We start from the raw sequence: 25,510 nt of genomic DNA on the forward strand, positions 1-25,510 counted from the left end.
TAATTTACTTATAGTATCTCTTTGTAGAAGATATTTAGACTTTATTCGTGTGTTTTATATTTAGGACTTCCCTTTATATTTTCCATAGATGTCTAGGAATGGAACCGGTAGTCCATCTTTGTATGCGAAAGCACAAATTGATGGAGAGTATTCAAGGCAACTGGTCTGCCTGAACATCGCTATTTCTGCGGTACTTGGATTCATACCTAATGAAGTGATATACCTACCTCCGGGGTCTCTGAATGTTAAGCCAGACCACCTCGCCTCACTCTTTTCCGATATCAACCCAACTCCCATCAACGCCGCCACTACCGCCAACAACAACTTTACTTTATTCATAGGTACTGCTACTTTTATCCCTCAAAAAGCAGCAAAAACTCCTTAAAAAACCACGCCTACTCTCTTCCAGGTTTTCGGCATCCCCTGCTGCTCAATCCTCATTCCAAACAACAACTATTATTTTTCTTCCTATAACACGCCGGTGCTACGCCATACCGTTCTCTGAACGCATAAATAAATGCCGACGACCGGGTATATCCCAACTGCTCCGCGATAGCTTCAATCGAATCGGTCGTGTTGACGACGAGTTCGCAGGCTTTTTCCAGGCGCAGGATGCGGAGGTAAGACATCGGGTTTTGTTTGTATACCTGTTTGAAGTCGGTGTATATTTTCTGGTGGTTGAGATTAAATTTCCGGACGAGTTTATCGATGGTAAGATTTTCATGCAGGTTGTCGCGCATGTAGGCTTCCATATCCTGCATCCGGACCAGGTCTTTTTTACGCAGGGGCGCCACGGGGAGCTCCGGGTTGCTGAGGTGGAATATCTGCAGCATTAGTTCGGTGAGCTTGATGTTCAGGTATTGATCCAGTTGCTGACCCTGGAAGATGTTACTGAAATAAAGCATTTGCTGCAGGATGTTACCGATCTCTCCTTCAATTTTCTCGGGGGTGTTATGGAGCTGCGTGGCTTCAAACCGGGTAATTTTGGTGAAGAAGCCCTTGGCATGTTGTAAGATGGATTTGATGGAGAGGATGTATTTTTTAGAGAGCTGGATCATGATGATCCGTTGTTCTACCGGTTGGAAGTGAGCGGTGAGCTGCAGTTCCGGCAGGCAATAGATATTGTAGCATCCTTTCTGGATGGTGAAGTTGCCAATCAGGTTGTTGTTAAAGTCCGTGCAGGATTTCAGGCCGCATAACATGAAGCCGAAAGGTTCGCTGCTGTTGATGTGCAGGTGTTGTTCTTCCGTGCACATATGATCGATCAGGTAGAGGTTAAAGTTGTTCTTTTTAAATGATTGTAATAATAGTTGGCCGTTGTCGTAAGTAAAGTATTCAGCCTGGGCAGATCTGATCATCTTTTCTTTGTGATGATCAGGTATTTGTTTCGTTGCCGTCAGCGACTTATTTTTTACACTAAATTTTAGCATATCAAATATGGTTAAATGAGAGGATTGCAGTTAAATGTTGACAGTCTATAAGGAACTGATGTCAGGACATCAGTGGTGTCGTATATGATAGAAAACGGTATTGAACCATGCATGACTGTGTAATCAGCCGGTATTGCCAATTGTGTATATTCAAGGAGACAACAGCGGTTGCTCCATCAGCCTTAAGTGTTGATGAACAGGGCAGTACTCGCAACTAGAAAGGGATCATTCAGAAAAGTTTTTCAGGGAATTACGTTTCATTCATTATTCAGGATCTTTCTTGCTTGAATGCCTTTTATTTGAGCAATGAGCTACACATGCGACGACGTTGTTGGCATAATACACATTGTTTAAATAACAGGGTAATTGAATCAATGGCTATTTCAAGTACAATATAAAATTAAATGTCTTCACTGAAAGTCAACAGCAGTCAGGGATTACTATGAAAAAAAGATTATTTTTTTGTAATTTTTTGATGAAGTTTTTCGGGGAGGGCAATAAAGAGAGGAGGGAGGTGGAAATCCTTACTGATGTTGATAGTAAGGATTTCTCTTGGCTGGCATATTATTTAAGCGTCGCGTTAAGGCGGCGTAGGGTATCTACCGGGATCTTAAAGATAGCTCTGTCGTAGGTCATCAAACCATTTTCTTCAATTTCCACGTCGAAGGGTTCCGTGAAGATGGAGCCGGAAAGTCCTTCTGCCTTATATAGTTGCAGGTGCTCAATCATGTGCCGGTAGCTGTCTGCATAGGAGAGGCCAGGCGCGGTGCGGTGGCCCCAGCCTTTACCGGGTATCCATTCATGTCCGGGTACCGGCACAAAGATGCCGCCGAATTCCCCGCATACCATGGCTTTATCCTCCTCGTAGGGCGGCATAGCGGGGTAGGGATAGAGGTGGATGTCGGTGACGTCGCCGTTGTCCCAGGTCTGGTCTGTAAACGGACCGCTATGCCCGTTGATGATACGCGTGGGATCCAGTTTCTTCATCTGGAGGGTGAGGTTCTCCTGGTCGAAAGAACCCCAGTTCTCGTTGAAGAGTACCCAGCTAATGATCGAGGGAAAGTTGTGTAGTTGTTTAAGGTGCCGTTGCATTTCCTTGATGAAGTTTTGTTTGGCTTCTTCGGGGAGTGCGCGGGGTTGGCGCCAGCTGGGCATGTCCTGCCATACGAGCATGCCCAGTTTATCGCAGTGGTAGTACCACCTGGCGGGTTCTATTTTAATATGTTTGCGGATGGTGTTGAAGCCCATGTCTTTGATGGTGGCCACGTCGAAGCGCAGCGCTTCGTCGGTGGGGGCGGTGTATAACCCGTCCGGCCAGTAGCCCTGGTCTAATACGCCGAGGTTGTAGGTGAAGTGGTCGTTGAGATAGATGCGGTTTACGCCGGCACTGTCTTTTTTGATGTCCACTTTCCGCATGGCGAAGTAGCTGTTGACGCTGTCGATCATTTTGCCTTTATACAATAGTTGGATGTTGAGATCGTAGAGGAACGGATCGTCCGGGCTCCAGAGATGTGCATTGGGGATGCGTAGCTGCAGTGTGGTGGTTGTGCCGGCCTGTCCTTTGATGCTGCCGGTTACCAGGCCATTGTTGCGGGCGATGGCTTTGATGGTGTAGTTGTTATCTACTTCTCCTCTGATCTCTACCACCAGTGATAAGTTTTCACTGCGGATATCCGGCGTGAGGTAAAGAGAGGCGATGGAGGCGCCGGGTACGGTTTCGAGCCATACCGTCTGCCAGATACCACTGACGGCCGTGTAGCGTATCCAACGCGGTTTGAGGGTTTGTTTACCGTGCATGTTCGGACCGGTATCGGTAGGATCCCATACGCTGACTACCAGTTCATTGTTACCTGGTTTGATGGCATCGGTAATATCAAATTCAAAGGAGTCGTAGGCGCCGGTATGTTCGCCAATAGATTTTCCGTTGACATAAACAGTGGCATGCCAGTCTACCGCACCGAAGTGCAGGATGAGGCGTTTGTTGTCTTTCAGTGTAGGTGCGGTAAAGTTGCGTTTGTACCATAGGCGCTGTTCCGGTAGTAATGCTTGTTGCACACCGGAGAGCGCAGATTCAATGGGGTAGGGTACCAGTATCTGCCCGTCGAAGGCGGCAGGTCTGTCTGCTGTTCGCTCCGTGATCGCGTAGTCCCATAATCCATTCAGGTTTTGCCATTGCTGACGTACCATCTGTGGCCGCGGATATTCGGGCAGTGCATTTTTAGGACTTACCTGCGCTGCCCAGCGCGTGGGAATGTTGATAGGTTTCGGATGCCAGGCGCCATTCTGTGCCTGCAAATGAACGGATAGTAACAGGAGGCCAGTGACAATTAAGCTCGCTGGATGGAATAATTTCATGTGAAATAATAGATTGTTAAGGATGAGTAATGATGTTGTGTGTACTACAGGGGCAGCATTCCTTTGGGGTATGCCAAGATTCGAAGTTACATAAAACTGCAGTCGCCTTGCTCATCCGGAATGATGAATAACAATTTACATTTCATTATCATTCGCCGCTTTTACTGATCCGGATCAGGAACTGCGTAATCACCGGTGTAGTGGTGGCGATAACGGCTGCCACGTAGAACAATAGCAGCAGCGGTAACAGCTGATAACGCAGTACCACGGGCGATGCCAGTATGCTGAATCCTGCATTGAAGAGCAGCATCAGCGCGAGTAGGATAAGGGTACGATGTTGTGCCAGGGATAATTTTCTGTAGATGCCCGACCGGTAAAATATAAACGTGGCTGGTAACACAAAAAGATGCAGCAATAAAAACAGGATCGGAAAGAAAATAAAGAGCATATGCTGCAGCTGCGGAAACCGGCAACTAATATTACTATCCGGCCACCCGAACCACGCGGCTACTTCATCGGGTACGGTGGTGCGGCCTTCGGCATACAAACCAAACTGTTCTTCAGGTGGAAATAAATATACGGTGGCATTGGGTAACACAAAATAACGGATAAAGGGAACCGGATGTTGCATAATGAGGGTGCGGCCATAACGCCCATGCGCCTGATCTGCCTGTCCAAATGCCTGGATGGAGGTACGGGGGGGCTCACTGGCCAGCTGCCGGTAATAGGCTTTTAAAGGGCCAAAGATGTCGATCATAAACTGCGCACCATCCCGGGGGGTATGATTGTGTTGTGCGAGCCCCGTGGTATCGAAGTAGGTTTTTACCATGTGGTCCAGCTGCTGCGAAACGGGATCGGAGAAGTCGGTAGGCACTACTTGAATATGCGGATACATATACAAGGCGTTGTTCGCCATCTGCCAGCCGCTATAGTTGGAAATCGTACGGATACCCGTGTGGGTATCATACACGCGTTGCAGTTGCCATATTACCCCGCCGAGCAGCAACAGGCTGAAACCCAGGGTGGCGGCTTTCTGCCGCAGCGAAGTATGACTGAGCAGCAAGGCCGCCAACAAGACTAATGGATAATACAACGCGTTGTAACGTACGCAGAAAACAGCTCCGAGTACCACCGCCTGCAGCAGTAATTGCCAAAGCCGCGGTTGATAAACGATCCAGAGCAACAGCGTAAACCAGTACATGCTGAGTATAATAAATAACCCATCGCTGGCTACCAGGTTAGCGAGGTAATAAGGCAGGGGACAGGCAATCACACAGGTCAGGAGAATTTTCGCCACATTGTCCGGCAACCGGAAAATATATAAGACGGTAAACAACAGGTACCAGCTGCAGGCCTGCAGCAACAGGTATTGCAAGATCACCAGCGCCGTAGCGGAGTGCGTGAAAAGATGTACCAGCTGCAGGAACCCGGAATAACCTAATGGGCGCACAAAGTATTCCCATTGATGCCCCGCTACCCATACATAATAAAAGGAGTCGGTGAAAAAGTCCGGGAAAGGATACAGCAGTTTAAAAAGGATTAAACCAATGATCATGATACCTGTTCCATACAGGAGATAAGTTCTGTAAAGCGGGTTGCCCAGCACGAATGTCCGGAAAGTGGTGGCCATGCCTATATTTTTTGGGTGAGGGATCGGTGGATACCTGAATTTACCAACCGATGCTGTGGCCGGAAAGCAGTGGCGTTTCATCTCCTTTCCGGTTGCAGTAGGAAAGGGTATTTTCATAGTCCTTATCCGATACGTATGCCAGATCATACTACGCCCTCTTTTGGCCATTACCTGTTGCACGACCCGCATCACCGGTGGTTATTGCCTGCAGGTGTTTTGTTGTCAGTGATGGTATTTGTGCTGTTTAAAATGGTCTATCCCTTTCCGTCTTTTTTTGCAGATTCCTATTTTTATATGCAGGCAGCGGTCACGCATGCGGAGGTGGATATGTGGCCCATCGGATATGCCCGGTTTATCAGCTGGGTACATGCGCTGCATCATGGAGATCAGCTGTTGATCAGTATACAGTATCTGTCGCTGACAGCGGCTACGTGGTACCTGGTATGCACGGTGTTGTATCTTTTCCGGCCCGGCACTACCGTGAAATATATCCTGTTGGCTTGGTGCAGTTGTAATCCGTTGTACCTGTATTTATCGAATATCGTGGCGAGTGATGCCATCTTTACGGCCTTGAGCATCCTGTGGTTTACGTTGTTGCTGTGGGTGGCCTTCCGGCCGGCATGGTACCAGATCGTGTTGCAGGCAGTGGTGTTGGCGGCGGCCTTTACGTTGCGGTACAATGCCTTGTATTATCCGTTGCTGGCTATTCCGCTGTTGTGGCGCAGCCGTGTTTCATGGGGGCTGCGACTAGCCGGTATCTTACTGACGGTATTGCTGATCGGCGGGTATGTACAACATACCCGGATGAAGAATGAAGCGGTAACCGGTGTGAAAGCGTTCTCCTGTTTCTCTTCCTGGCAAACCACCAATAATGCGTTATACATGTATCCGTATATATATGTGGATCCGGGTTCCTTCAAGGATACCACCTTGCAGCGGATCAATACCATGGTGCGGGATTTTTTTGAAGAGCTGCCGCCATCGATGACCATTGGCCCGCAGGACGGGGCCTGGTTTATGCTGGATCAGCGCGGGCCTTTGAAAGCCTATATGTTTAACCTGTGGAACCTGTTTCCGGATAAGCCGATGGTATATCCGTACAACCGTTCCAGTGTGCCGATCGGTACATACGGGCGGCAACTGATTGCGGCGCATCCGCTGGCGTATGTGCGTTATTTCCTGTGGCCCAACAGCGGCGTATATTTATTGCCGCCGCTGGAACAATTGCAAACGTATAACCAGGGCCGTGATTCGGTGGAAACCACCGGCCGGGAATGGTTTCGTTATAAAGACGATCAGGTGCGGGGTGGCAGCAACGCCGTACAGGGACTCCTGATGGGGAGTTACCGGATCGTGTTTTTGCTGATCAATGTATTGTTTTATTTATCGCTGCTGATATGGTGGTGGCACCGCAAAGGGTTGTTGATCAGTGGTATCCGGTTACAGTTGTTGTGGTTGACGGGTAGTTTGTTTGTGTTGAATACCGGCTTTAGTATTGTGGCTTCTCCACCTGTTTTCCGGTACCAGGTATTTCCTTTTTTGTTGGGGATGATCTTTTTGCTGTTGGTGGCAGAGATCGTAATACCTTATGCAGAAAAGAAAGGCTGGTTAAAGGAGTTGGAATAAGGGATATAGGGAGATGCATACATTTTGCCACCTACGCCGTTTATTTAGCAGATAGATGAGCAATAATGGTATGCTCTTGTAACAGGAGCGATACTTTATCAGTGCCATGACAATTATTTACCTACAACAAATCATCTTCCGGATCGTTTATGCGTGAGGGTATGGCCCGGGATGACAACCATTTTAAAGCATCCGGTAGTTGTCTGGGTGGAAAGTCGCTGGCCTGAATCATTTGTTCCGGTTTAGCGGGATCGTAAATGTTGATCAGGATAACATGGCGCAGGTCATAGATGGGAACTGGTATTTTGTTGTCTCTGATCAAAGTGGCGGGTACGTTGCGGATTTCGAGACTGGTCGTAGCCAGGGAATCGGCCGCTGGTTGCCGGATCACTTGCTGATAAGGATAGGCCAATGGCCGGGTGTTATCAGCAACGGTGATGGTATCCACTTTCAGACAGAGCGCCGGACGTGGCACAGAATCTGCGTCTGGATAAAAAAACGTGGCTAAAGCACTGAGGCAGCCGGAAATAAACGACATGGTAATAAATGCTTTTAAAGATACGGTGGTGAATCGCGGTGTAACTAACTGAATAACAGGTCTGATAAAGTTAGGCTCATTTTGCCAAATTTTCTACAACGAAATGTTAATAACATTTGAAGAACTTTTATGGCTGCCGGAAAACTTTTTTGCTGTTCGCTAACGTATATTCCACTATAAAACTGTTCGCACATGGAAAAATGTATGAGGGACCCATTGCTGTCAACCCTGCACGCAAGTTGGGAATCCTATCCTTCAGTATGCCGTGAACACGGTATTAACAGGGTACGTTCCGTCATTTTAACTTTAAACTGGGTACCTGCAGTGCGGCACGCTGCCTGTAGTTACTACCATTACATCCGAGTATGAAAACATTCAACGAATCTCCGGAAAAAGGACAGGAACAGGGGAAGCAAACCGTTGGGCCGGATGAGACAGCTGAGCTGACGGCGCTGATGAACCGCATTCCCAATGCGCAGCTGATTGCCAGAGAGTTTCAGCAATTAATCAAAGAAGGCCGGATGCCCCGGTGTAAATTTTCTGCCGACCCGGCTGCCGATTGGCTGGAAATGGAGGCCTACATTATCCGCCGCCGTAAACAGGCTGTCATGAACAATTGGAAAGTGGCTGCGGGTCTTGTCCTATGTTTATTATTAGGTCTTTCTTCTATCTATGGTTTTACGATGATGATGGCAACAAGTGTTGATCCAGGCGGGCTGCATAAAGCCTATGTATCAAAAGGTAAAAAACCGGTAATTGGTTAACCCGGTTGTTATACCCATTTTTTTTGGATGAAATGTTAATCATTTTCAATTGTTAATCATCGGTTAATCCATTATCCATTTTACTCCCTCACTAACCCAACTGTATCAGAAGTAAGAGATTTGCAGGTATCATGCCAGGCATCGCCAGACGGCGGGAAGAAGATTGTCATGCCTGACGTATATGCACCTGCACGCAGTCCGTTTTGTCATGTCGGGCATGCCACTGAATGCAATTGTATGAAACTGATATATTCCGGCAAGCGGGGCTTGCTGTCTAAACAACAGCAGGCATCAGACGAGCTGACCAGTGAACTCACCTGTCTCATGGATCGGATACCCAATGCCCGGCAGGTAGCAGTGACGCTGCGTCAGTGGTTGCGTACAGGTAAATTACCTGTACTGGACCCCCGTGCCGATCCTACAGTAGCCTGGATACAGGTAGAACAATACATCCTGCGTAAACGCACCAGGAGGTATGCGTTTTGGCGTAAAACAGGTACGCTGCTGATGTGTATCGGCACCCTCTTGTTATTATGGCTGGCATACGGCCGCCTGATGAAAGAAGAAAGTCCGTGGGAGACCTACAACCAGTTATGGGCGCCTTTGTTTCTCACGGATGGGAAAGGCGTATTATTATACCCCGCTGTCAATGATGAACCACTGGTCGTATACAACCGGTTGGATATGGCTGTTTTGGCGCAGTATCCCTTTACGTTCACGAGTAAGTGACGGCAGGGGATACTGCTTTTTATAGGCGATAAGATCATCTCTGCTCATTATCAGCAAGAGCTGGTAAACTGTGGTTACTATTTTTACCGGTAAAAAAGGGATTTTTCCTTGACAGGAGCTGTTGTATGTAACAGGAAATAGCTGTAACAATAACGAGCGAAGAGGTCATCTCCGGGAAGATGACCTGCTGGTAGTATGTCTTGCCATAAAAATGATAGGATGGAGGCGGTACCTATGCCCGCCGTTGCCGGATAATATCAATCATGCGATCCTGGTGGGCCACTTTTTTCAGCAGCACCAGATCTTCTTCACTGATATCACTGATACCCAGCGCGATATTTTCCCAGGTGTTATCCTGCTGCCGGTGCAGCGAAAACTCTACCTGTTCTATTCTGGGCTGTGCATTGATATGTAACATGGTGAGGTCTATGTAATGCCCTTTCTGGAAATCTCCTTTCATGACTTCTCCCAGCAAAAATAAAGGTTTGTTATCGGGGCGGAAATAGTTCCGCAGCTTAAACCGCGCCAGTGTATTGTCGTGCCAGCTATGACCGCAATGGCGGCATTGCCGCGCGGCAATGGTTCTGGCCAGCTGCGAACAGCGGGGACAACTGTTGATAAAAATGCGGTGATGATGTTCCTGCAGGATCCGGGTGGCTGCACTGATCCGGAAAGCATCGCTGCCATTGGCCAGCAGACTGAGTATGGCCGGGTCATCGGAGATCCAGTCATACTTTTGTTTGTAGGCTGGATTGGTGTCCTGAAAGATACTTTGGTTCAACTGCAGCATGGAAGAGGTAGAAGCATGTTTCAGGGCTGTCTGTTCCTGATCGGTCATCAGGTGCGCGTAGTAGTTGATAATGTAATGGGCGGTTTCAATATCGATACTGTGTACCATTAGTTTTCCCTCAGCTTTTTACTCATGAAAAATGCGACTTCGTTTTCTTGTTCATACAGGCGTAAGTCAAGACCTGTTATTTCAAATCCCTGCTGCTGGTAAAATTTTATTGCGGGTGCATTGGTATGCTGTGTTTCGAGGCCTACGAGGCGGAATCCTTTGCCAACGGCATGCCTGGATACCTGTTGCAATAAGAGGGCGCCGATGCCTTTCCGTCTGTGCGATTGTGCAATCATCATCAGGTCTATCCACAGGGTGTTGTTCCAGGTGCGGGCTTCACAGATGACTACACCTACCAGCTGGTCTGCATCATAAGCGCCAAACGAATGTCCTTCCGCAATCAGCTGTTCATATGTAGCAAAAGAGGCTTCATCTTCTTCCCAGTCCTTTACATATGGAATCCGTAGGTCAATCAGTTTTAAACAAAGGGTCATTTCATCTGCAGCAACTTTTTTGGTGACTTCGAAGGCCTGATCTGAGGTGTAACCATTATGCCCAAATGAGGCAAATGCTGCAGGGCTGAAACCGGATAGTTGTTTTATCAGGATCATGCGCGATACGCTATTTATAAAGTTGTTAAAGATAAGGAATTCGGAGAAATAAAAACAAATATAGCCTCCTGAAAGGGGGAATCTGCGAAGGATGTTGCACCATGAAATAGTAGATGCGGCTCCTCCGCTTATCCTGCGCAAGAGAGCCTGTATTTTTGTGGTAGGTAACGTAGATGACTATACGATATTTATCTGATTATGCTGTCGGGATCAGAATAAATCTGCTTCCGGCCACCGGGTAGCAGGATCATTGACCGCTTCCCAGATCAGGCCATCCAGGTCATTAAAAAATCCTTTGTCGGAACGGGTATTGCAAAGTACCACCCAGTTAAATCCGCGGGCGGTGCGCACAATCTCGCTGGCCGTACCGGGCAAGGCGCCGGCATGCCACCAGCTTTGCCACGCATTCACCAGCCAGCCGGCTGCATAGCTGGGATTGGCAGCGGACGGAGTGGTCATGAGACGGAGCGTTGTCCTGTCCAGTAAATCCGGCGGCGTAGCAAAACCATCTACCCGTACCAGGAAACGGGCAAGGTCGGTTGCCGAAGCAATCCAGCCACCATGGCCATCCATCCGGGTGATGTTGTAGATATAGGGTTGCTCCTGTTGCTGGCCATAGTAGGTTACTTCGCCGGGCTTGCGGTCGGCGACGGTGTTGCCGCCTATCTGCATGGTAGAAATTCCTGCCGGCGCCAGCAATGCGGTTTGTACATACTGTTCGTAAGACATGCCGGTTACCTTTTCAATGATCCGGGCAAGTATACAGTAGCCGAAATTGGAATAGGCATAAACAGCACCCGGCCGGTGTTGCAGGGGAGCGGTATCCAGGATGCGGGAAATCAGGGAGTCGGCAGTAAGTTGGGGATAAAGAAACATCGGGTCCCGGGCGTTATTGGTCCAGCCACCTGCGGTATGCTGTAGCAGATGCCGGATAGTTACCTGCCGGAGGTAGGGGGAGTAGGGCCGATGCCCATAGCGGATACCCAGTCGCCCCTTAGGCCCGAATACCAAATCGTTCAGCGATAGTTTTTTATCGGAAACCAGTTTTAGTATAGCCACTGCCGTGATGGACTTGGATACACTGGCAATGCGGAACAGGCTGGCGGGTGTTACCGGTGTATGTTGGGTGGTATCTGCCTGGCCATAACCTTTAGCATATACCAGTTTGCCATGCAGGGTAATGGCAACCGCCATACCAGGCACCTGATACCGCTGCATATAGGCGTGTACGGTCCGGTCTACCTGGGGAATCGTCAAGGTACTATCTGCTGTGGGGCTGTTGCTCAAACAGCTCCACAGCAGCAGGAAGGGATAGGTCATCATAAAAGTTTATCCTGCAAAGTGATGCGTGGGTACGAAAATTTTACCAACCAGATAGGTTTTACAGGCGCCGCCAATCAGCACTCTGTCTCCCTGATCGGTGCAATACAATTCCCCGATTCTGGCAGACAACTGTTGGGCGGTCAGCGTCGTTTTATTAAGGCGTTTGCTCCAGAATGGAATGAGGGAGCAATGGGCTGAACCGGTTACCGGATCTTCAAAAATACTGGCCTGCGGGGTAAAGAACCGGGATACAAAATCCACGCTTTCACCCGGAGCGGTTACGACAATGCCGCCGGGATCTATATTCAGCTGATGAATAAGGGCCGGGTTGGGCTGCAGTTGCCGGATAATGCTTTCGTGCTCATATAACACCACGTAATCCCGCGATTTAAATACGGCCGTGGGCGTAACCCCCAGGCCTTCCAGGAAAACGGACGGCAGGGTCGCCGGCTCGGGTGGCCGGGAGGGAAAGTCCAGTGTGAGGATAGCGCCCTTTTTACTGACGGGCAACACGCCGCTGTTGCTGGAGAAGGTAATATTGTTACCGGGAACGCCTATATGATGAAAGAGTACATGTGCGGTGGCCAGGGTAGCATGGCCGCACAGGTCCATTTCTATTTCGGGTGTGAACCACCGCAGCTCAAAATCAGTAGCTGTTTTGCCGGGTATAAAAAAGGCCGTTTCCGGGAGAAAGTTTTCTGCTGCAATCTGTTGCAGCACAGGTGTGGGCAGCCACTGCTGCAATACACATACCGCTGCGGGATTGCCGCCGAATATATTCATTGTAAAGGCATCTACCTGATAGATGTCGATTTGTTGTAAGTCCATGTTGTTGTGATGCGATTGGTGCACGTGATGGCAAAGATATTGTTTTTTGTACCAGGTAGCCGGAGGGGATCCTGGCTGCCAGGATCCTGATAAGAACAGTGCCGGTCAATAAAGCTGGTTAGGTTGACGGGCACCCTGGTAAATGGTTGGTATACTGTGGAAGAACAGCAGGTAAGCTGATTGCTACCTGCATATCCATCGGTGATAGGTATTCATTTGTTTTGATGGACTGATATACCCTATGATGAGCCAGATGACCGGTGTGCACTGGGTATATGTAGCAGCGTTTTGAAGTAAAGCAATTAATTTAGCAAGATACCCGCATCTACCGGATAATAGTGCGGGAGCCGGTGTAGCGTATTGTCTGTGTGGCAGGCATAGCGAAGCAATACCATGGCTACTGATATAACAGCCATCAGTTACCGGCATCACCGGATGCGTAATTATATCGGTGATGGTTATACGAAATTGTATGGTATAGCATATGGCCCATGATGAGAAACCTGCGGATGCGCTGTCTCCCGTTGCAGGTGGCAGGCTTTTAATGCAACAGGGTCAGTTGCAGTGCTATGAGGTCGGTCAGTGTTTTCTGATCGGGATACATACGACGGGTGATGCCCAGGCCATTCCACAGGTTGAGCAGGTAGCGGGCCAGCACTACCGGGTCTTGCTGGGTTTTCAGTTGTTTGTTCTCCACAGCTTTCCGGATGACTTCCAGGAAAAGGGCTTCCAGGTCTTTGAGCAGTTGAGCAGCCTGTTTGGTGAGCGATGGATCAAGGCTGGATAATTCAGCGATGGTATTGCCCATGAAGCAGCCTTTCAAATGTGTTTTTTTAGGAGAGGCCGCAATATCCAGGAAGAAATTCCGGAGAGTTGCTATGGGGTCTTTACTGGCAGTCAGTATTTCCCGTAACATCGTCAGCTCCCGGCGGCTGAATTGAAGCAGCGCTTTTTCAAACAATTCCTTTTTACCGCCTTTGAATGCAAGATAAAAGCTCCCCTTCCCGATGCCCATGGCTTCGAGTAATGCATCGGTACTGGTGCCTTCATACCCTTGTGTCCAGAATAGCGCGATGGCTTTGTCGATCACTGCTGCTTCATCAAATATTTTAGGCCTGCCTGACATAAGCTGTGTTTTTATCCGGCAAAGATAAATTCTTTACCGCGTGGTACAAAACCTATGCAGACAGTGGAAAGCTGGCTTACCGGTATATCAATGTGCCGGCCGGATATGTATGATTTTGAAAAGGGCCTGCTGCAGATCTTCGTTCTGCAACTTGTTCAGTTGCTCTGTATCTATTTCATACCAGCCTTTTTTGCTGCCCAGCACACCAATTACAAAAGTGTGGCCTGCCTGCGCCGCGTCGCCGGTCTGCGGATGTTTTTTGGACAGGGTTACGATAACATCTTTGGGTTTTGACATGGCATGAATATACACTATAATCAGCACATATGATGGCAGTTGTGGTATTTCTCGGGGAGAGCGGGTGTTTGCCGACAGAAAAACGCCCACTACTGATCAATTGTAAGTAGTGGGCGTGATCGTAATATGTTGTCGTTAGCTGGTTCTGATACCATGCAGCAACTTATCAATCGCATTCTGGAACGAGCCGGCGCGGGTAATTTCACCGGAGTTCACAAAATAGATCTCATCTGCATTTTCAATGGTATTCAGCCTGTGCGCAATAATCACCCGGGTAGTGGTAGCGGGTAAGTGTGCCAGGATGTCTTCCAGCACTTGTTCGGTAACGGTATCGATATTGGCGGTAGCTTCATCCAGGATGAGGAGCGCGGGTTGGCGCAATACGGCCCGTATAAAGGCAATCAGCTGTTTCTGCCCGAGGCTCATGCTGTCGTTGCCCGATACCGGTGTTTCCAGGCCATTTTCAAACACGTTCACCAGTTTTTCCAGGTTGGCGCTTTGGATAACAGCAATCAGCTCTTCATCGGTGTGGTTGACATACTGTTCATTGCCATAAAGAATGTTGTCTTTCACGGTACCGGAAAAGAGGAACGGCTCCTGGAGAATAAATCCGATCTGTGCGGTGCGTGCTGCATCGCTGTAGGTACGGATGTCTTTACCATTGAGCAGTACCGTACCGCTGGTCGGATCGTATAGCCGGGCAATGAGGGAGGCCGTGGTGGTTTTACCGCCACCGGTAGGGCCTACAAGGGCGTAGGTTTTTCCTTTCTCCAGTTCAAAGCTGATATTATGCAGGATTTCGGTGCCGCCGGGATAACCAAAGTGTACGTCGCGGAACTCCACCACAGCCTCGCCGGTAGCAGCGGTGGCAGCAGGTATCTGTACCAGGTTGCTTTCCAGTGCCAGGATTTCCGAGATCCTTTCCCAGCCTGCCATCGACATCTGGAAGTTGGCCCATAAGGCAGCTACATGCCGCAGCGGGTTATAGAACAGTACAATGTAGGAGAGGTAACTCACCAGTAAGCCGATGCTGAACGCCGTAGTGGAAATGAGGTAGATACCATAGCCGAGCACGATGAGTTGCGCCACACTGCCGCACCAGGTATAAAAGGGTACGAACAGGGTATTGGCCAGATCTGCCCAGATGGCCGCACGATAGGTCTTTTCGTTTACTTCCTCGAAACGTTTCCGGAAGTAATCGCGCCGGTTGAAAGCAATGATCACCTTAAAGTTGTGCAGGCTCTCCTGGATTTCTGCACTTAGTCCGCCCATCACTTTCATGCTTTCCGCATTCTTCTTTTTTACCCAGGGGGAGAATACTTTAGTGAAGAAGAGGATCAGCAGGGCGGGTATCAGACCGGCCAATCCCAGGCGGGGATTGATGATCAGGAGGAAGACACCGGCGCCGGCTATCATGAAGACGCTGCCAACGAATTGCATCAGCGCCTGGGAGAAAAACATATTCAGTTTCTCGGTATCGTTGTTGACCCGGGAAATGAGGTCGCCGGCCTGGTTCTGGTTAAAGAACGCAATGGGCAGCTGTTGTATCTTGTTAAACACGGTATTCCGTACATTAAACAATGTACGCTGACCTACTTCACCCATTAGTTTGGTGTGCAGGTAGCTGGTGCCCAGCGCAAGGAGGTATATAACCGCCAGGATGCCGGAAAACAGCAGTACGCCCTGATATTGTTTATGTACAATGTAAGTATCAATGGTATAGCCTATCAGTAAAGGCGCTACGAGGTTGAAAACAGAGTTCAGCAGGATGGCCACCAGGGCTACGATCATATTGGTCTTTTCATTCGAGACCAGCTGCATCAGATTCTTCAACGCCGTATAGGTCGACGTGGTGGCTACTTCATCCTGTTCCGTCAGTTTATTAAGATTGTAGTTCATAGTTGCTGGTGCTTTGTTGCGAGTTAAATATCTGGATGTACTCAGGACTGGAATTGATCAGCTCCTGGTGGGTACCGTAGGCGAGCATTTCTCCTTCTATGAGCAGAATAATCTGATCGTAGTGCGTCACCGAGGAAATTTTCTGGGTGACAGAGAGGAGGGTGATGTCGGGATAATTCGCCTGTATGTTGGCGAGAATCTTCCTTTCGGTTTTGGTATCCACCCTGGCCGTAAAGTCGTCCAGCAACAGGATTTTCGGATTGATGGCCAGTGCCCGGGCCAGCATGATACGTTGTTTCTGGCCGCCGGAAAGATTGATCCCTCTTTCAGATACGAGGGTTTCCAGCTTATCCGGCAACCCGGCGATGTATTCCGTCAGTTCTGCCGTGTCAATGGCTTTTTGAAGATCTTCTTCCGAAACAGCTTCCCGGAAAGCAATGTTTTCCCGGATACTGATATTGAAGATGATGCTATCCTGGAATACAAATCCTACCTGTTTGTAGAAGTTTTCCCGGTTGTAGGCATCTGCAGGATGACCGTCGATGCTTACGGTGCCGGTAGTAGGTTTGGCCAGGCCGGTGAGGAGGTACAGCAGTTGCGTTTTACCGGCAGCCGTAGGGCCTATCACGGCTGTTTTAGTACCGGCTTTGAGTGAAAAGGAAAGGTTGTTCAACACCGCGCGTTCGGTATACTTTACACTGATATCTTCAAAGGTGATATCTCCGCGCAGCGGGGCAATCAGGTCGCCGGTATCCGGCAGATCCGGCATGTTGAGCACTTCCCGGATACGCTGATAAGAGGCGTTGGCCTGGGCAATGAGGTTACTCATAAACCCGATCACCACAATAGGGTATATCAGGAGGGCCATGTAATTGTCGAAGGCAGCATAGTCGCCCAGGGTCATCTGGCCATCGATCACCAGGTGGCCTCCCAGGACCAGGATGGTGAGCGCCGCCACGGATGCCAGGAAGGTAATAGCCGGTACCAGCGCGGCAAACAGCCGTACGATGGCGACCCCGATGTTCCGGGCTTCTGTATTGGCTTCCAGGAATTTGTGGTATTCCAGGTGCTGGGAGTGCAGTACCCGTATCAGGGCAGATCCCAGAATACTTTCATTGATGACGCGGTTCAGGCGATCAACGACTTCCCTGCTTTTCAAAAAGAGCACCTGCACCTTGCCCAATACAATGGAAAAGGTGACGCCGATAATTGGCAGGATGATCAGGATGGCGAGGGCCAGTTTCCAGTTGAGGACCAATAATAATACGCAGGCGCCAATCACCGTGAAGATGGAAGATATAATCAGCACGATGGCCTGGGATACAAACATTTTGATGGCTTCCACATCACCGGTCAGATTGCTCAGTAACCGGGAAGGGTTTGCCTGTTCCACCCAGGCATGGCTTTGCGAAGCTATTTTCTCCGATATTTTACTACGGATATTTTTGGCTACCAGCTCAGATACATAAGTTTGGATAATATTCTGGAGATAAGTAAAGAGCAGGATGACAAAAATAGCGGCAGTAAAAGCGATGATAACCGGTCGGTAGGCAAATTGCCCGCGATTGAAGCTGTCGATGGCTTCTCCGATCAGTTTGGGTATCCATAGGTTTAATCCGTTACTGATCAGGGTAAATACGATCAGTAAGGTTACCAAACCAAGGTATGGACGGAGCAGGCTTAACATGCCTGGCGGTTTAGCCGGCGGAGGAGAAGGGTTTCCTGTTTGTTGTTTCATTGCTAACATTAAATGGTGAACCGGAATAGCCCGGAAGGAAAATCTATCTGTTATTTATATGACAGTCGGCCAGCCACACATTCACTATTGCAGCCGGTTTGCTTTTGGCATGGCAATATATAGAACCATCCTGCGGTACCAACGACTATTTGATGAGATAAAAGGTTGGGGTTAAGTCCTTCTTATCAATAATATTGCAGGTGTCCGGTTTTTACACATGTAGCATTAACACGCACGGAGGTGGGTTACCTGTTACATTTATAAGGGCCGATATGTTATAAGCTGAATGGGTTACGTTGCTGATATTCTACAACATAGGTTTATTGTATTTGAATGTCTTGCATATCTTCTACTACTTTTTTAGGATATGTGAATTTAAGTGATTTAGATTTCCCTGCCATAAAAATTGTGATAAAATAAATACGGTGGGAAGGCCGTATTTTTAACTGAATCAACACGGCGGCAAATTCGGAAATGTGGCTGCATTTTACTGGCAGTCGCTCCTGCTTATCCGGAGGGCGACGCTGGCATTCCCTACAGTCCCCGGTCTCACTTCTCCCGGAAAATCTTATCTTTGCCATATAACCAAATAAACACTTTGTTTATTATGATTAATGAAGTAGCTGAAAATGAAAAAGCCATCCGGATACTCAAAACAAGGGGACCTTTACCCTTGCAGGAGATTGCGGCCGATCTGAAAATTACGACAGAGGGGGCGCGTTTTCAGTTGCTGAAACTGGCGAATGAGGGATTGGTGCAGGCTACCACGGTAGCCAAAGGAAGGGGGCGCCCGCAGCAGATCTGGTCACTGACAGCCGCCGGCAACGCACGTTTCCCGGACCGGCACCAGGAACTGTCCCTGAAATTGCTGCAAAGTATGCGGGAGATCCTGGGGGCGGAAGGCTTTCGTACCGTCCTGGAGGCCAATGAAAAAGCGGGTGTCCGGCAGTATAGCCAGGAAATGAGCGATGCTGCAGACCTGGAAAGTAAAGTCCGGGCTTTAACAGATATCCGTAACCGGGAAGGCTATATGGCCGAATACACGAAAACACCCGAAGGTTTTCTACTGGTAGAAAATCATTGCCCCATATATGTTGCTGCAAAAGATTGTAATGGTTTATGCGGGTCGGAACTCGCCATCTTCCAGGCAGTATTGGGGGCAGCGGTAACGGTTACACGCGCGGAACATATTTTATCCGGCAGCCGGCGCTGTGCCTATCTTATTCAACCGCAGGAATAAACGCCGCTGCCGACAACTGTGCGGCCTCTTCTACCGGCAGTTTGCCCGTATATCCTGCCAATACACTACGGGTACATTGTTGCAAAAATTCATCACAGAAATCAAAGAATACGGCGGCCCCGGTTTGTCCTACATGATGCCGCATGGTATGAAAAATTTCCGCTCCCTGCATGGCATTGACCCCATCCAGATCAAAAAACAATTTATTCGTTTCCATCAGCGTGGTAAACAGCGACAATAATTTCTCGTCATTGCTGGTGAGGGTACTCAGCCGGGTACGTGGCTGCAGGTGTGTACGGGTATACATCTCCTGTAATAACGTGTGTTCTGGTTTGCCATGCTGCTGACAATAACCGCCTACGGTTAATGGAAAGTAATGCGGGAATTTTCGTTTAGTCCTATACGTTACATGCCGGAACGGTACGCTGCTGTGTATATGTTCGTAGCCCGGAGACTGATAGGTATCTACAAAGGAACGGATCGTGCTGCGGAAGAATGGCCCTGATGGCAGCTTTACCATCACAATTTCTCCTGCCGACAACGTGAAGGCGGGGATATAAAAGGCGCCGATTACCTGACCCGGAAAGTTGAGTAGCATAGGCTGTTGCAGGTTTTTCATATACAGGCAGGGATCTCCTGATCCCTCAATTCGGTTATTTCGGTTATAATACTAAAGATAAGTGATCTCCCTGCTGCTACATAGGTAGCCGGCAGAATTAATAATAATTTGATGGTTTTTGACCAGCTGGTATTTCCCCAAAATACTTAAACTATCACCATGATCATACTGCCCGATCCACAGACCTTTGCTGTATAAAAACATTCCGATGGAAACAAACAGTAAAATAGCATTGATAACCGGCGGTAGCCGTGGATTAGGCAAGAACATGGCATTGCACCTGGCAGAAAAAGGGCATGATGTGATTATCACCTATAATAGTAATAAAGCAGCTGCAGACGAAGTGCTGGCAGCCATCCGGGAGCGCGGACAACAGGGGGCAGCCTTCCGGCTGGATGTAGCAGACAGCCACGCGCATGCGGCCTTTTTTAAAGAAGTGGCGGCCTGGCTGACCGCCGAAAGAGGCGTGGCCCGGTTTGACTTTCTCATCAACAACGCCGGTACAGACGCGAGAGGAAGTATTGCGGAAACCAGCATGGAGGCTTTCGATGGACTGATGAACATTCATTTCAAAGGGGTGTTTTTTCTCACCCAGCAGGCATTACCCTACCTGGCAGACAATGGTCGTATCATTAATCTCTCCAGCGGGCTGGCACGGTTTGTCATACCCGGATATGCCGCTTATGGCGCCATGAAAGGCGCGGTGGAAGTATTTACCCGCTACCTCGCCAAAGAAGTGGGCGTGAGAGGAATTACCGCCAATGTAGTCGCACCGGGGATTATCCGTACAGACTTAACCAGGGATACGTTCGAACATGCGCCCGAAGTCATTCAACATATCACCAGCAACACCGCATTGGGCAGAACGGGTGTACCGGAAGATATTGGTGGCATCGTAACTTTCCTGTGCTCCGAAGAGGCCCGCTGGATCACGGCCCAGCGCATTGAAGCATCCGGCGGTATGTTCCTGTAATGATCGCTGCGTCAGACAAAGCATCAGGATACCGGGACTACGGTGAAATCTTCAAATAAAGCCTCAAAAGGCAGACTGCCGGGAGCTGCGGCCACCAGGCCTATCTGTACACTTACCTGCGGCGTAAAATAAGCCAGCCGTAATAATGCAAAGTGTGCCTGGTCAAATGAATAGGAGATCTGTACATAATCACCTTTCCGCAATAGCTTAATCCAGATGGCGGCCGGATTATCCTGCCGGGGTACTACCGACCAGTCAGACACTTCCCGGGTGACAACGGCACTTACCTGTTGTACGCCATCTACATATTCGATACCGGTTTTGATCCAATTGGCGGCGTCTGTCCGGATCATCAGGCCTGCCTGGTGATACAGCTCCTGCCAGGCGCCGCTGATTTTTACATTGGCTTCAAAATCACCACTGACGGTCGTAAAACAAAAAGGTCCGGAGTCGCGGATAAAGTTGTAATGCGTAACGCGCCAATAATCGGTATCCGGTTCTACGGTTACCTGTAATTGCCGGTGATCGCCAGCCCAGCGCCGGGGTTCATTATACCATTCCATCTGCATAAAAAACAGTTTATTTTAATGTCGTTTTGTGGCTTTGTCAACACCTCCTGCCAGGAGTGTGGTGCCAAAACTCAACAAGGCTATTAGTGCAAAAGACCAGCGGAGATTGGTGGTTTCCGCAATGAATCCAATCAACGGCGGCCCTATCAGAAAGCCCAGGAAACCCACCGTAGATACGGCCGCAATAGCTACTCCCGGCGGGAGTGTAGCCGACTTGCCTGCCAGGGCCAGTACCAGCGGTACTACCGCCGATACGCCGATGCCGACCAGCAGAAACCCCAGGGTCGCCGTATACATGCCGGGAAAACATACTGCCAGCAATAAGCCGGTAGTACTGGTCATTCCGCTGTATTGCAGCACCCGCCGGGTACCGAGGCGTGTTACCAGTTTGTCGGCCGTAAAACGCCCGCCGGCCATGGTGGCCATAAAGGCAATATAACCAACCGTGGTAAAAATTTCCGGTACCGCTACTACTTTCTGAAAATAAACGCCGCTCCAGTCGAACATTGTACCTTCTGTTACCAGGCTGGCAAAAGCAATCAGGCCCAGTCTGAGCAGGTAACCATCCGGTTTGGCAAAGAGTGGTGGCGATTCCTGTACTTCATCTGCCGGCAATAAATATTTCCAGGAGCTGAAAACGAGCAACCAGCACAACAGGGCAATCAGCCCGAAATGCTGCCATATCGGCCATTTCAGCCCAATGGCAAGGGTGCCTGCTGCTACGCCGGCAAATCCTGCCAGGCTCCATAAACCATGAAAAGAGGCCATCACAGACCGCTGGTACAATGTTTCTATACCAACGGCCTGTGTGTTCATGGCGATCTCCAGTACGTTGTTTAAAAAACCGAAACAAAACAGGATACCAACCAGCTGCCATAACTGTGTTGCCAGCCCGATCATACAAAGGAAAAAAGGAAAGAGCAGGCCCGCTGCTATCAATACTTTGCGGCTGCCGGCGCGGGTAACCAGCCATCCCGATACCGGAAGGCTGAGGAGCAGACCCACCGGCAGGGCAAACAACACACTGCCTAAGGAAGCATTATTCAATCCGAAGAAGGCTTTCAGGTCATGAATCCGGCAGGCCCAGCTGGAGTAAGTTAATCCGGCAATGAAAAAATAAATACCGGCTGCTATACGGTAAGTCCGTTTTGTTTCGATCGTTAACAACATATGCTATCAATAATTTAATCATTCATCCGCAGGCGATGTCAGGACAAAGCCGCTACATCAATGTGCCGGAATAGTTCATCATAATCTGTCAGCCGGATAATATCTTCCAGGTGTGCAATTTTTTTATTGTCGATACCAATGAAACCGATACCCAGCTGACAGGTAGCCTGGTAGTCCCATTTGCCGTCGCCAACATATATGATGTCCGATAAAGGCGCTTCATACCGGTTTTTTTCATTGAGCTGCCGGATGGTATGCCCGATGATATCGCGGCGCGCAATGGCGTCCTGTGCGAAAGATGCGGCAGCGCATCCGGTGATATCAATACCGGCGCATTGCAGTTTGAATAAGGCAGACTGTCGCCAGCCACCCGTGGCCAAGCCTATACTCACGGTTTCCTGCCGGCAAAGCGTTGTCAGGATTTTACCGGCTTTGCGGATCTCCCGGAAGTGGTGAGGATCCTGGGCATATGACTGTTCCAGCAGCACGCAGAAGTGGGTGATAAATGCTTCCCGTTCTGCCAGCGTATAGGTGCGCCCGTTACGTTCACGGAATAGCTGGTCGATGATACCGGAATCGGTGGTGTTTTCATAATGTCCGTAATTCGTTTCAAACTGTTGAAAACCGAACGTATCAGAGAGCGCCCGGGTAAAACAATGATCATCTATTTCGGTCGTATCTGTGAGGGTACCATCTATATCGAAGATGATGTATTTCATGCGGAGATAATTTTTGGTGTCAGCAAATAATGTCAGTAATAAGCTATTACATCGTACTTAGATCATGATCACAGATTTCAGACTGGCAATCTGGTTGGTCCGTTGTTGTTTTACCGGATCGCAACCCAGGTCCTGCAGAGCGGCCTGGAAATCCTGCAGTGGATAGGCATGGGTGATGAGTTTTTCCAGCCCCAGGGTACCGCTGTTGATCAGGTCCACAGCGTGTTTAAAGGTGTCGGCGGAATCGATGGAACCGATAATGGAAATGCTGCGGTCTGCAATTTCTCTGGGGTTGATGGTTTGCTGATTGTTGCGCAATCCCATCAGCGATATTTTGCCGCCGTCGGCAATGGCCAGCATCGACTTTTCCAGCAGGCTGCCGGTGGTGTCGATGATGAGGTCATATTGGTTTTTCTTCGGTACAAATGCCGGTGCTGTTTGCCAGCCATTGGCGAGGAAATTATTGCCTTCGATCAGTTTGATGCGTTGCGGGGATGTTTCGCAGATAACACCATCTCTGATCCCATGCCGCGATAGTGCCTGATAGAACAGCAATCCGATAGGGCCGCCGCCCAGTATGGCCGTACGCATATACGGCGTGACGGCCAGTTTCTTCACGGCGGTGAGTACACAGCTCAATGGCTCCGACATGGCGCCCTGTTCAAACGGAATATGATCTGCCAGCGGATAAATAAACCGCTGCGTGGTTTTGAAATACCGGGTAAAGGTGCCATCTACTGATACGCCGGCTTCGGTACCGGCTTTCAGCAGACAATGATTCCGCAGTCCTTTTCTGCAATGTTCGCAGTAACCACAGTAATAGGTAGGATCAATAATAACGCGGTCGCCTATACGACAATTGTCCACACTGCTGCCGGTGGCTACTACCACGCCGGCAGATTCATGTCCGATAATCACCTGCGGGCGGGCGTCGTATTCGCCGGAGATGATACTGAGGTCGGTACCGCAGATGCCTGTGGCGCGTATTTCTACAATGACTTCATCCGGCAGGGAGAGTACCGGTTCTGCTTTTTCTGTGAGTTGAACATCCCAGGGACGGTTATATACAATGGCTTGCATGGAAAATAAATTTATAGTTGACGGAATAACTGGCGGAGACGATCGCAGATGAGTACAATATCATCTGCCGTAGCAGTAAGCGCGGGTCTTACTTTCAGCACATTGCCGAACCCATATCTCGATCCCCGCAGGATGAGCTGATGATCGGTGAAGGCCATTTCTATGAGCCGGTTGGTAAGCGCTACATCGGGTGCCCCGTCTTTGTCGACGATTTCCAGTCCCCACATATACCCAATGCCCCGTACGTCGCCAATGACCTGCGGATAGGCTTCCTGCAGCTGTTGCAGCAATTGACCCAACAGTACGCCATTAGTGCGCACGTTTTCCAGGAAACCTTCGCGGGAAACAATTTCCATGGTTTTCTGTGCTGCCGCCAGCGATAACAGGTTACCACCGGAAGTGTAGGAATGCTCGAATTTTTCCAGCACGGCCAGTTCACTGCGATAGAGGATGGCAGCTGCCGGTATGCCCGTGCCGCCGAGTCCTTTGGCCAGTGTGATAATATCCGGTTGTATGTCATAGTAGCCGCTGGCAAACATATGTCCGGTTCTGCCAATGCCGGTTTGTACTTCATCAGCGATTAATACAATCTCCAATTCGTCGCAGATTTTTTTGATCCGTTGGAAATAACCTTCGGGTGGCACAATATTGCCGCCATTGCCCAGTATGGGTTCCAGGATGATACAGGAAACGTTATCGGAACTGCTGTACTGGATGTAATCGTAGATCGCTTCTGTGCATAGAAAGCCGCAGGCAGGGGCGCCTTTGGCCGAATAGGGACAGCGGTAACAGTACGGCGCCGGTACGGTACCATGCTGAATGAAAAGGGTACTGGAAAGAGATTTACGGCGGAATGCATTGCCGGAAATGCTGGTAGCATAAAGTGTTTGACCGTGGTGCGACATCGAAAGGCTGATGACTTCATTTTTGCCGTTGTATTTGTTGGCAATTTTTACAGCGCCTTCATTGGCGGTAGAACCAATGATATCGCGCAGCCAGCCGTCGGTAATGTGATCGGGGGCGTGTTCCAGGATGCTGGTCAGTACCTGCTGCACCAGGTCGCCGTTGAAAGAGGAGGAAACATGCACCAGGTTTTCCAGCTGGGTTTTAAGATGTTCCGTTAGTTCCGGGTGACTATAACCCAGGGCAATGTTAAAGGTGCCGGATACGGCATCAATGTACTCTTCCTCCTGTGGTGTGTAAAGGCGGATACCTTTTCCTTTTGTGAATTGAACGTTGCTGGACATGCGTACTGATTTTTTGAGTGTTCATAAATGTGGAAGTGGAATTTTACGGACGCCATGGGGACGGCTGCCGTTGGCAATGGGTTTCCGGTCAGCTACAATAGACAGCTGTTAAAATCCGGGTTACGGGTATCGTTCAAATGAATGATGACAAACAAGTGATT

At 49.2% G+C, this 25,510-nt stretch carries 24 protein-coding genes; 6 read left to right on the top strand and 18 right to left on the bottom strand.

The window, feature by feature from the left end:
* Nucleotides 1-88: 88 nt before the first annotated feature.
* Nucleotides 89-385 carry a hypothetical protein gene (locus OL444_RS11765; protein ID WP_264733006.1) on the top strand — a complete coding sequence of 99 codons (297 nt, stop codon included), beginning with the start codon at nucleotides 89-91 and terminating at the stop codon, nucleotides 383-385.
* Between the two features lie 52 nt (nucleotides 386-437).
* Here OL444_RS11765 and OL444_RS11770 read toward each other — a convergent pair whose 3' ends face one another.
* The 3 genes from OL444_RS11770 to OL444_RS11780 all read right to left on the bottom strand — a co-directional run bounded on the left by OL444_RS11770 (nucleotide 438) and on the right by OL444_RS11780 (nucleotide 5,415).
* Nucleotides 438-1,430 carry a helix-turn-helix domain-containing protein gene (locus OL444_RS11770; protein ID WP_264733005.1) on the bottom strand — a complete coding sequence of 331 codons (993 nt, stop codon included), beginning with the start codon at nucleotides 1,428-1,430 and terminating at the stop codon, nucleotides 438-440.
* A 564-nt stretch (nucleotides 1,431-1,994) separates the two neighbouring features.
* On the bottom strand, nucleotides 1,995-3,785 hold the full coding sequence (locus OL444_RS11775) for a glycosyl hydrolase 2 galactose-binding domain-containing protein (RefSeq protein ID WP_264733004.1): 1,791 nt from the start codon (nucleotides 3,783-3,785) through the stop codon (nucleotides 1,995-1,997).
* Nucleotides 3,786-3,933: 148 nt separating this feature from the next.
* Nucleotides 3,934-5,415, bottom strand: a complete 1,482-nt coding sequence (locus tag OL444_RS11780) for a hypothetical protein (protein WP_264733003.1) — start codon at nucleotides 5,413-5,415, stop codon at nucleotides 3,934-3,936.
* A 135-nt stretch (nucleotides 5,416-5,550) separates the two neighbouring features.
* On the opposite strand from OL444_RS11780, the gene OL444_RS11785 reads away from it, so the two are divergent.
* A complete protein-coding gene (locus OL444_RS11785) occupies nucleotides 5,551-7,041 on the top strand; it encodes a hypothetical protein (protein ID WP_264733002.1) in 1,491 nt (496 codons plus the stop codon).
* A 121-nt stretch (nucleotides 7,042-7,162) separates the two neighbouring features.
* Here OL444_RS11785 and OL444_RS11790 read toward each other — a convergent pair whose 3' ends face one another.
* On the bottom strand, nucleotides 7,163-7,579 hold the full coding sequence (locus OL444_RS11790; RefSeq protein WP_264733001.1) for a hypothetical protein: 417 nt from the start codon (nucleotides 7,577-7,579) through the stop codon (nucleotides 7,163-7,165).
* 365 nt (nucleotides 7,580-7,944) lie between these two features.
* Here OL444_RS11790 and OL444_RS11795 point away from each other — a divergent pair, with 365 nt between their 5' ends.
* Both OL444_RS11795 and OL444_RS11800 read left to right on the top strand, forming a co-directional pair.
* A complete protein-coding gene (locus tag OL444_RS11795; protein ID WP_264733000.1) occupies nucleotides 7,945-8,343 on the top strand; it encodes a hypothetical protein in 399 nt (132 codons plus the stop codon).
* Nucleotides 8,344-8,580: 237 nt separating this feature from the next.
* Nucleotides 8,581-9,072 (top strand): hypothetical protein, encoded by a 492-nt coding sequence (locus OL444_RS11800; RefSeq protein WP_264732999.1) that lies wholly within the window; start codon nucleotides 8,581-8,583, stop codon nucleotides 9,070-9,072.
* Between the two features lie 232 nt (nucleotides 9,073-9,304).
* Here OL444_RS11800 and OL444_RS11805 read toward each other — a convergent pair whose 3' ends face one another.
* The 8 genes from OL444_RS11805 to OL444_RS11840 all read right to left on the bottom strand — a co-directional run bounded on the left by OL444_RS11805 (nucleotide 9,305) and on the right by OL444_RS11840 (nucleotide 17,732).
* Nucleotides 9,305-9,970, bottom strand: a complete 666-nt coding sequence (locus tag OL444_RS11805; RefSeq protein WP_264732998.1) for a hypothetical protein — start codon at nucleotides 9,968-9,970, stop codon at nucleotides 9,305-9,307.
* Nucleotides 9,970-10,521, bottom strand: a complete 552-nt coding sequence (locus OL444_RS11810; RefSeq protein ID WP_264732997.1) for a GNAT family N-acetyltransferase — start codon at nucleotides 10,519-10,521, stop codon at nucleotides 9,970-9,972. The genes OL444_RS11805 and OL444_RS11810 overlap by 1 nt, the downstream gene beginning before the upstream one ends.
* Nucleotides 10,522-10,731: 210 nt before the next feature.
* Entirely contained in the window at nucleotides 10,732-11,844 is a 1,113-nt protein-coding gene (locus OL444_RS11815) for a serine hydrolase domain-containing protein (protein WP_264732996.1), read from the bottom strand.
* Between the two features lie 6 nt (nucleotides 11,845-11,850).
* Complete coding sequence (locus OL444_RS11820) at nucleotides 11,851-12,672, bottom strand: PhzF family phenazine biosynthesis protein (protein ID WP_264732995.1); 822 nt, start codon at nucleotides 12,670-12,672, stop codon at nucleotides 11,851-11,853.
* Nucleotides 12,673-13,213: 541 nt separating this feature from the next.
* Nucleotides 13,214-13,798 carry a TetR/AcrR family transcriptional regulator gene (locus OL444_RS11825; protein WP_264732994.1) on the bottom strand — a complete coding sequence of 195 codons (585 nt, stop codon included), beginning with the start codon at nucleotides 13,796-13,798 and terminating at the stop codon, nucleotides 13,214-13,216.
* An 87-nt stretch (nucleotides 13,799-13,885) separates the two neighbouring features.
* A complete protein-coding gene (locus OL444_RS11830; protein ID WP_264732993.1) occupies nucleotides 13,886-14,095 on the bottom strand; it encodes a hypothetical protein in 210 nt (69 codons plus the stop codon).
* 135 nt (nucleotides 14,096-14,230) lie between these two features.
* On the bottom strand, nucleotides 14,231-15,994 hold the full coding sequence (locus OL444_RS11835; protein ID WP_264732992.1) for an ABC transporter ATP-binding protein: 1,764 nt from the start codon (nucleotides 15,992-15,994) through the stop codon (nucleotides 14,231-14,233).
* The gene (locus OL444_RS11840; RefSeq protein WP_264732991.1) at nucleotides 15,978-17,732 is read right to left on the bottom strand and encodes an ABC transporter ATP-binding protein; all 1,755 of its coding nucleotides are present in this window, start codon (nucleotides 17,730-17,732) and stop codon (nucleotides 15,978-15,980) included. Before OL444_RS11840 ends, OL444_RS11835 begins: the two co-directional genes overlap by 17 nt.
* 607 nt (nucleotides 17,733-18,339) lie before the next feature.
* Here OL444_RS11840 and OL444_RS11845 point away from each other — a divergent pair.
* Nucleotides 18,340-18,972, top strand: a complete 633-nt coding sequence (locus tag OL444_RS11845; protein WP_264732990.1) for a helix-turn-helix transcriptional regulator — start codon at nucleotides 18,340-18,342, stop codon at nucleotides 18,970-18,972.
* On the opposite strand, the gene OL444_RS11850 is transcribed toward OL444_RS11845, so the two are convergent.
* Nucleotides 18,953-19,570, bottom strand: coding sequence for a hypothetical protein (locus OL444_RS11850; protein ID WP_264732989.1), 618 nt, complete (start codon nucleotides 19,568-19,570; stop codon nucleotides 18,953-18,955). The genes OL444_RS11845 and OL444_RS11850 overlap by 20 nt on opposite strands.
* A 229-nt stretch (nucleotides 19,571-19,799) precedes the next feature.
* On the opposite strand from OL444_RS11850, the gene OL444_RS11855 reads away from it, so the two are divergent.
* Entirely contained in the window at nucleotides 19,800-20,564 is a 765-nt protein-coding gene (locus OL444_RS11855; RefSeq protein ID WP_264732988.1) for an SDR family NAD(P)-dependent oxidoreductase, read from the top strand.
* A 23-nt stretch (nucleotides 20,565-20,587) separates the two neighbouring features.
* Here OL444_RS11855 and OL444_RS11860 read toward each other — a convergent pair whose 3' ends face one another.
* From OL444_RS11860 to OL444_RS11880, 5 genes are read right to left on the bottom strand one after another with little or no spacing between them, the layout of a single operon-like run.
* A complete protein-coding gene (locus tag OL444_RS11860) occupies nucleotides 20,588-21,133 on the bottom strand; it encodes a DUF1349 domain-containing protein (protein WP_264732987.1) in 546 nt (181 codons plus the stop codon).
* Between the two features lie 15 nt (nucleotides 21,134-21,148).
* The gene (locus tag OL444_RS11865) at nucleotides 21,149-22,303 is read right to left on the bottom strand and encodes an MFS transporter (RefSeq protein ID WP_264732986.1); all 1,155 of its coding nucleotides are present in this window, start codon (nucleotides 22,301-22,303) and stop codon (nucleotides 21,149-21,151) included.
* Nucleotides 22,304-22,341: 38 nt separating this feature from the next.
* A complete protein-coding gene (locus OL444_RS11870; RefSeq protein WP_264732985.1) occupies nucleotides 22,342-23,022 on the bottom strand; it encodes an HAD family hydrolase in 681 nt (226 codons plus the stop codon).
* A gap of 57 nt (nucleotides 23,023-23,079) precedes the next feature.
* Nucleotides 23,080-24,102, bottom strand: a complete 1,023-nt coding sequence (locus tag OL444_RS11875) for a zinc-dependent alcohol dehydrogenase (protein ID WP_264732984.1) — start codon at nucleotides 24,100-24,102, stop codon at nucleotides 23,080-23,082.
* A gap of 11 nt (nucleotides 24,103-24,113) precedes the next feature.
* Nucleotides 24,114-25,349 (bottom strand): aspartate aminotransferase family protein, encoded by a 1,236-nt coding sequence (locus OL444_RS11880; RefSeq protein ID WP_264732983.1) that lies wholly within the window; start codon nucleotides 25,347-25,349, stop codon nucleotides 24,114-24,116.
* Nucleotides 25,350-25,510 lie beyond the last annotated feature (161 nt).

It is taken from the genome of Chitinophaga nivalis (assembly GCF_025989125.1).
Lineage (GTDB): Bacteria > Bacteroidota > Bacteroidia > Chitinophagales > Chitinophagaceae > Chitinophaga > Chitinophaga nivalis.

Bases quoted from the DNA above. Each gene is read 5' to 3' on its own strand.
- OL444_RS11780 (WP_264733003.1), bottom strand. From the start codon at position 5,415: ATGGCCACCACTTTCCGGACATTCGTGCTGGGCAACCCGCTTTACAGA.
- OL444_RS11785 (WP_264733002.1), top strand. From the start codon at position 5,551: ATGCCAGATCATACTACGCCCTCTTTTGGCCATTACCTGTTGCACGAC.
- OL444_RS11830 (WP_264732993.1), bottom strand. From the start codon at position 14,095: ATGTCAAAACCCAAAGATGTTATCGTAACCCTGTCCAAAAAACATCCG.
- OL444_RS11820 (WP_264732995.1), bottom strand. From the start codon at position 12,672: ATGGACTTACAACAAATCGACATCTATCAGGTAGATGCCTTTACAATG.
- OL444_RS11775 (WP_264733004.1), bottom strand. From the start codon at position 3,785: ATGAAATTATTCCATCCAGCGAGCTTAATTGTCACTGGCCTCCTGTTA.
- OL444_RS11850 (WP_264732989.1), bottom strand. From the start codon at position 19,570: ATGCTACTCAACTTTCCGGGTCAGGTAATCGGCGCCTTTTATATCCCC.
- OL444_RS11800 (WP_264732999.1), top strand. From the start codon at position 8,581: ATGAAACTGATATATTCCGGCAAGCGGGGCTTGCTGTCTAAACAACAG.
- OL444_RS11840 (WP_264732991.1), bottom strand. From the start codon at position 17,732: ATGAAACAACAAACAGGAAACCCTTCTCCTCCGCCGGCTAAACCGCCA.
- OL444_RS11770 (WP_264733005.1), bottom strand. From the start codon at position 1,430: ATGCTAAAATTTAGTGTAAAAAATAAGTCGCTGACGGCAACGAAACAA.
- OL444_RS11880 (WP_264732983.1), bottom strand. From the start codon at position 25,349: ATGTCCAGCAACGTTCAATTCACAAAAGGAAAAGGTATCCGCCTTTAC.
- OL444_RS11870 (WP_264732985.1), bottom strand. From the start codon at position 23,022: ATGAAATACATCATCTTCGATATAGATGGTACCCTCACAGATACGACC.
- OL444_RS11865 (WP_264732986.1), bottom strand. From the start codon at position 22,303: ATGTTGTTAACGATCGAAACAAAACGGACTTACCGTATAGCAGCCGGT.
- OL444_RS11825 (WP_264732994.1), bottom strand. From the start codon at position 13,798: ATGTCAGGCAGGCCTAAAATATTTGATGAAGCAGCAGTGATCGACAAA.
- OL444_RS11875 (WP_264732984.1), bottom strand. From the start codon at position 24,102: ATGCAAGCCATTGTATATAACCGTCCCTGGGATGTTCAACTCACAGAA.
- OL444_RS11810 (WP_264732997.1), bottom strand. From the start codon at position 10,521: ATGATCCTGATAAAACAACTATCCGGTTTCAGCCCTGCAGCATTTGCC.
- OL444_RS11855 (WP_264732988.1), top strand. From the start codon at position 19,800: ATGGAAACAAACAGTAAAATAGCATTGATAACCGGCGGTAGCCGTGGA.
- OL444_RS11765 (WP_264733006.1), top strand. From the start codon at position 89: ATGTCTAGGAATGGAACCGGTAGTCCATCTTTGTATGCGAAAGCACAA.
- OL444_RS11795 (WP_264733000.1), top strand. From the start codon at position 7,945: ATGAAAACATTCAACGAATCTCCGGAAAAAGGACAGGAACAGGGGAAG.
- OL444_RS11860 (WP_264732987.1), bottom strand. From the start codon at position 21,133: ATGCAGATGGAATGGTATAATGAACCCCGGCGCTGGGCTGGCGATCAC.
- OL444_RS11790 (WP_264733001.1), bottom strand. From the start codon at position 7,579: ATGTCGTTTATTTCCGGCTGCCTCAGTGCTTTAGCCACGTTTTTTTAT.
- OL444_RS11815 (WP_264732996.1), bottom strand. From the start codon at position 11,844: ATGATGACCTATCCCTTCCTGCTGCTGTGGAGCTGTTTGAGCAACAGC.
- OL444_RS11845 (WP_264732990.1), top strand. From the start codon at position 18,340: ATGATTAATGAAGTAGCTGAAAATGAAAAAGCCATCCGGATACTCAAA.
- OL444_RS11805 (WP_264732998.1), bottom strand. From the start codon at position 9,970: ATGGTACACAGTATCGATATTGAAACCGCCCATTACATTATCAACTAC.
- OL444_RS11835 (WP_264732992.1), bottom strand. From the start codon at position 15,994: ATGAACTACAATCTTAATAAACTGACGGAACAGGATGAAGTAGCCACC.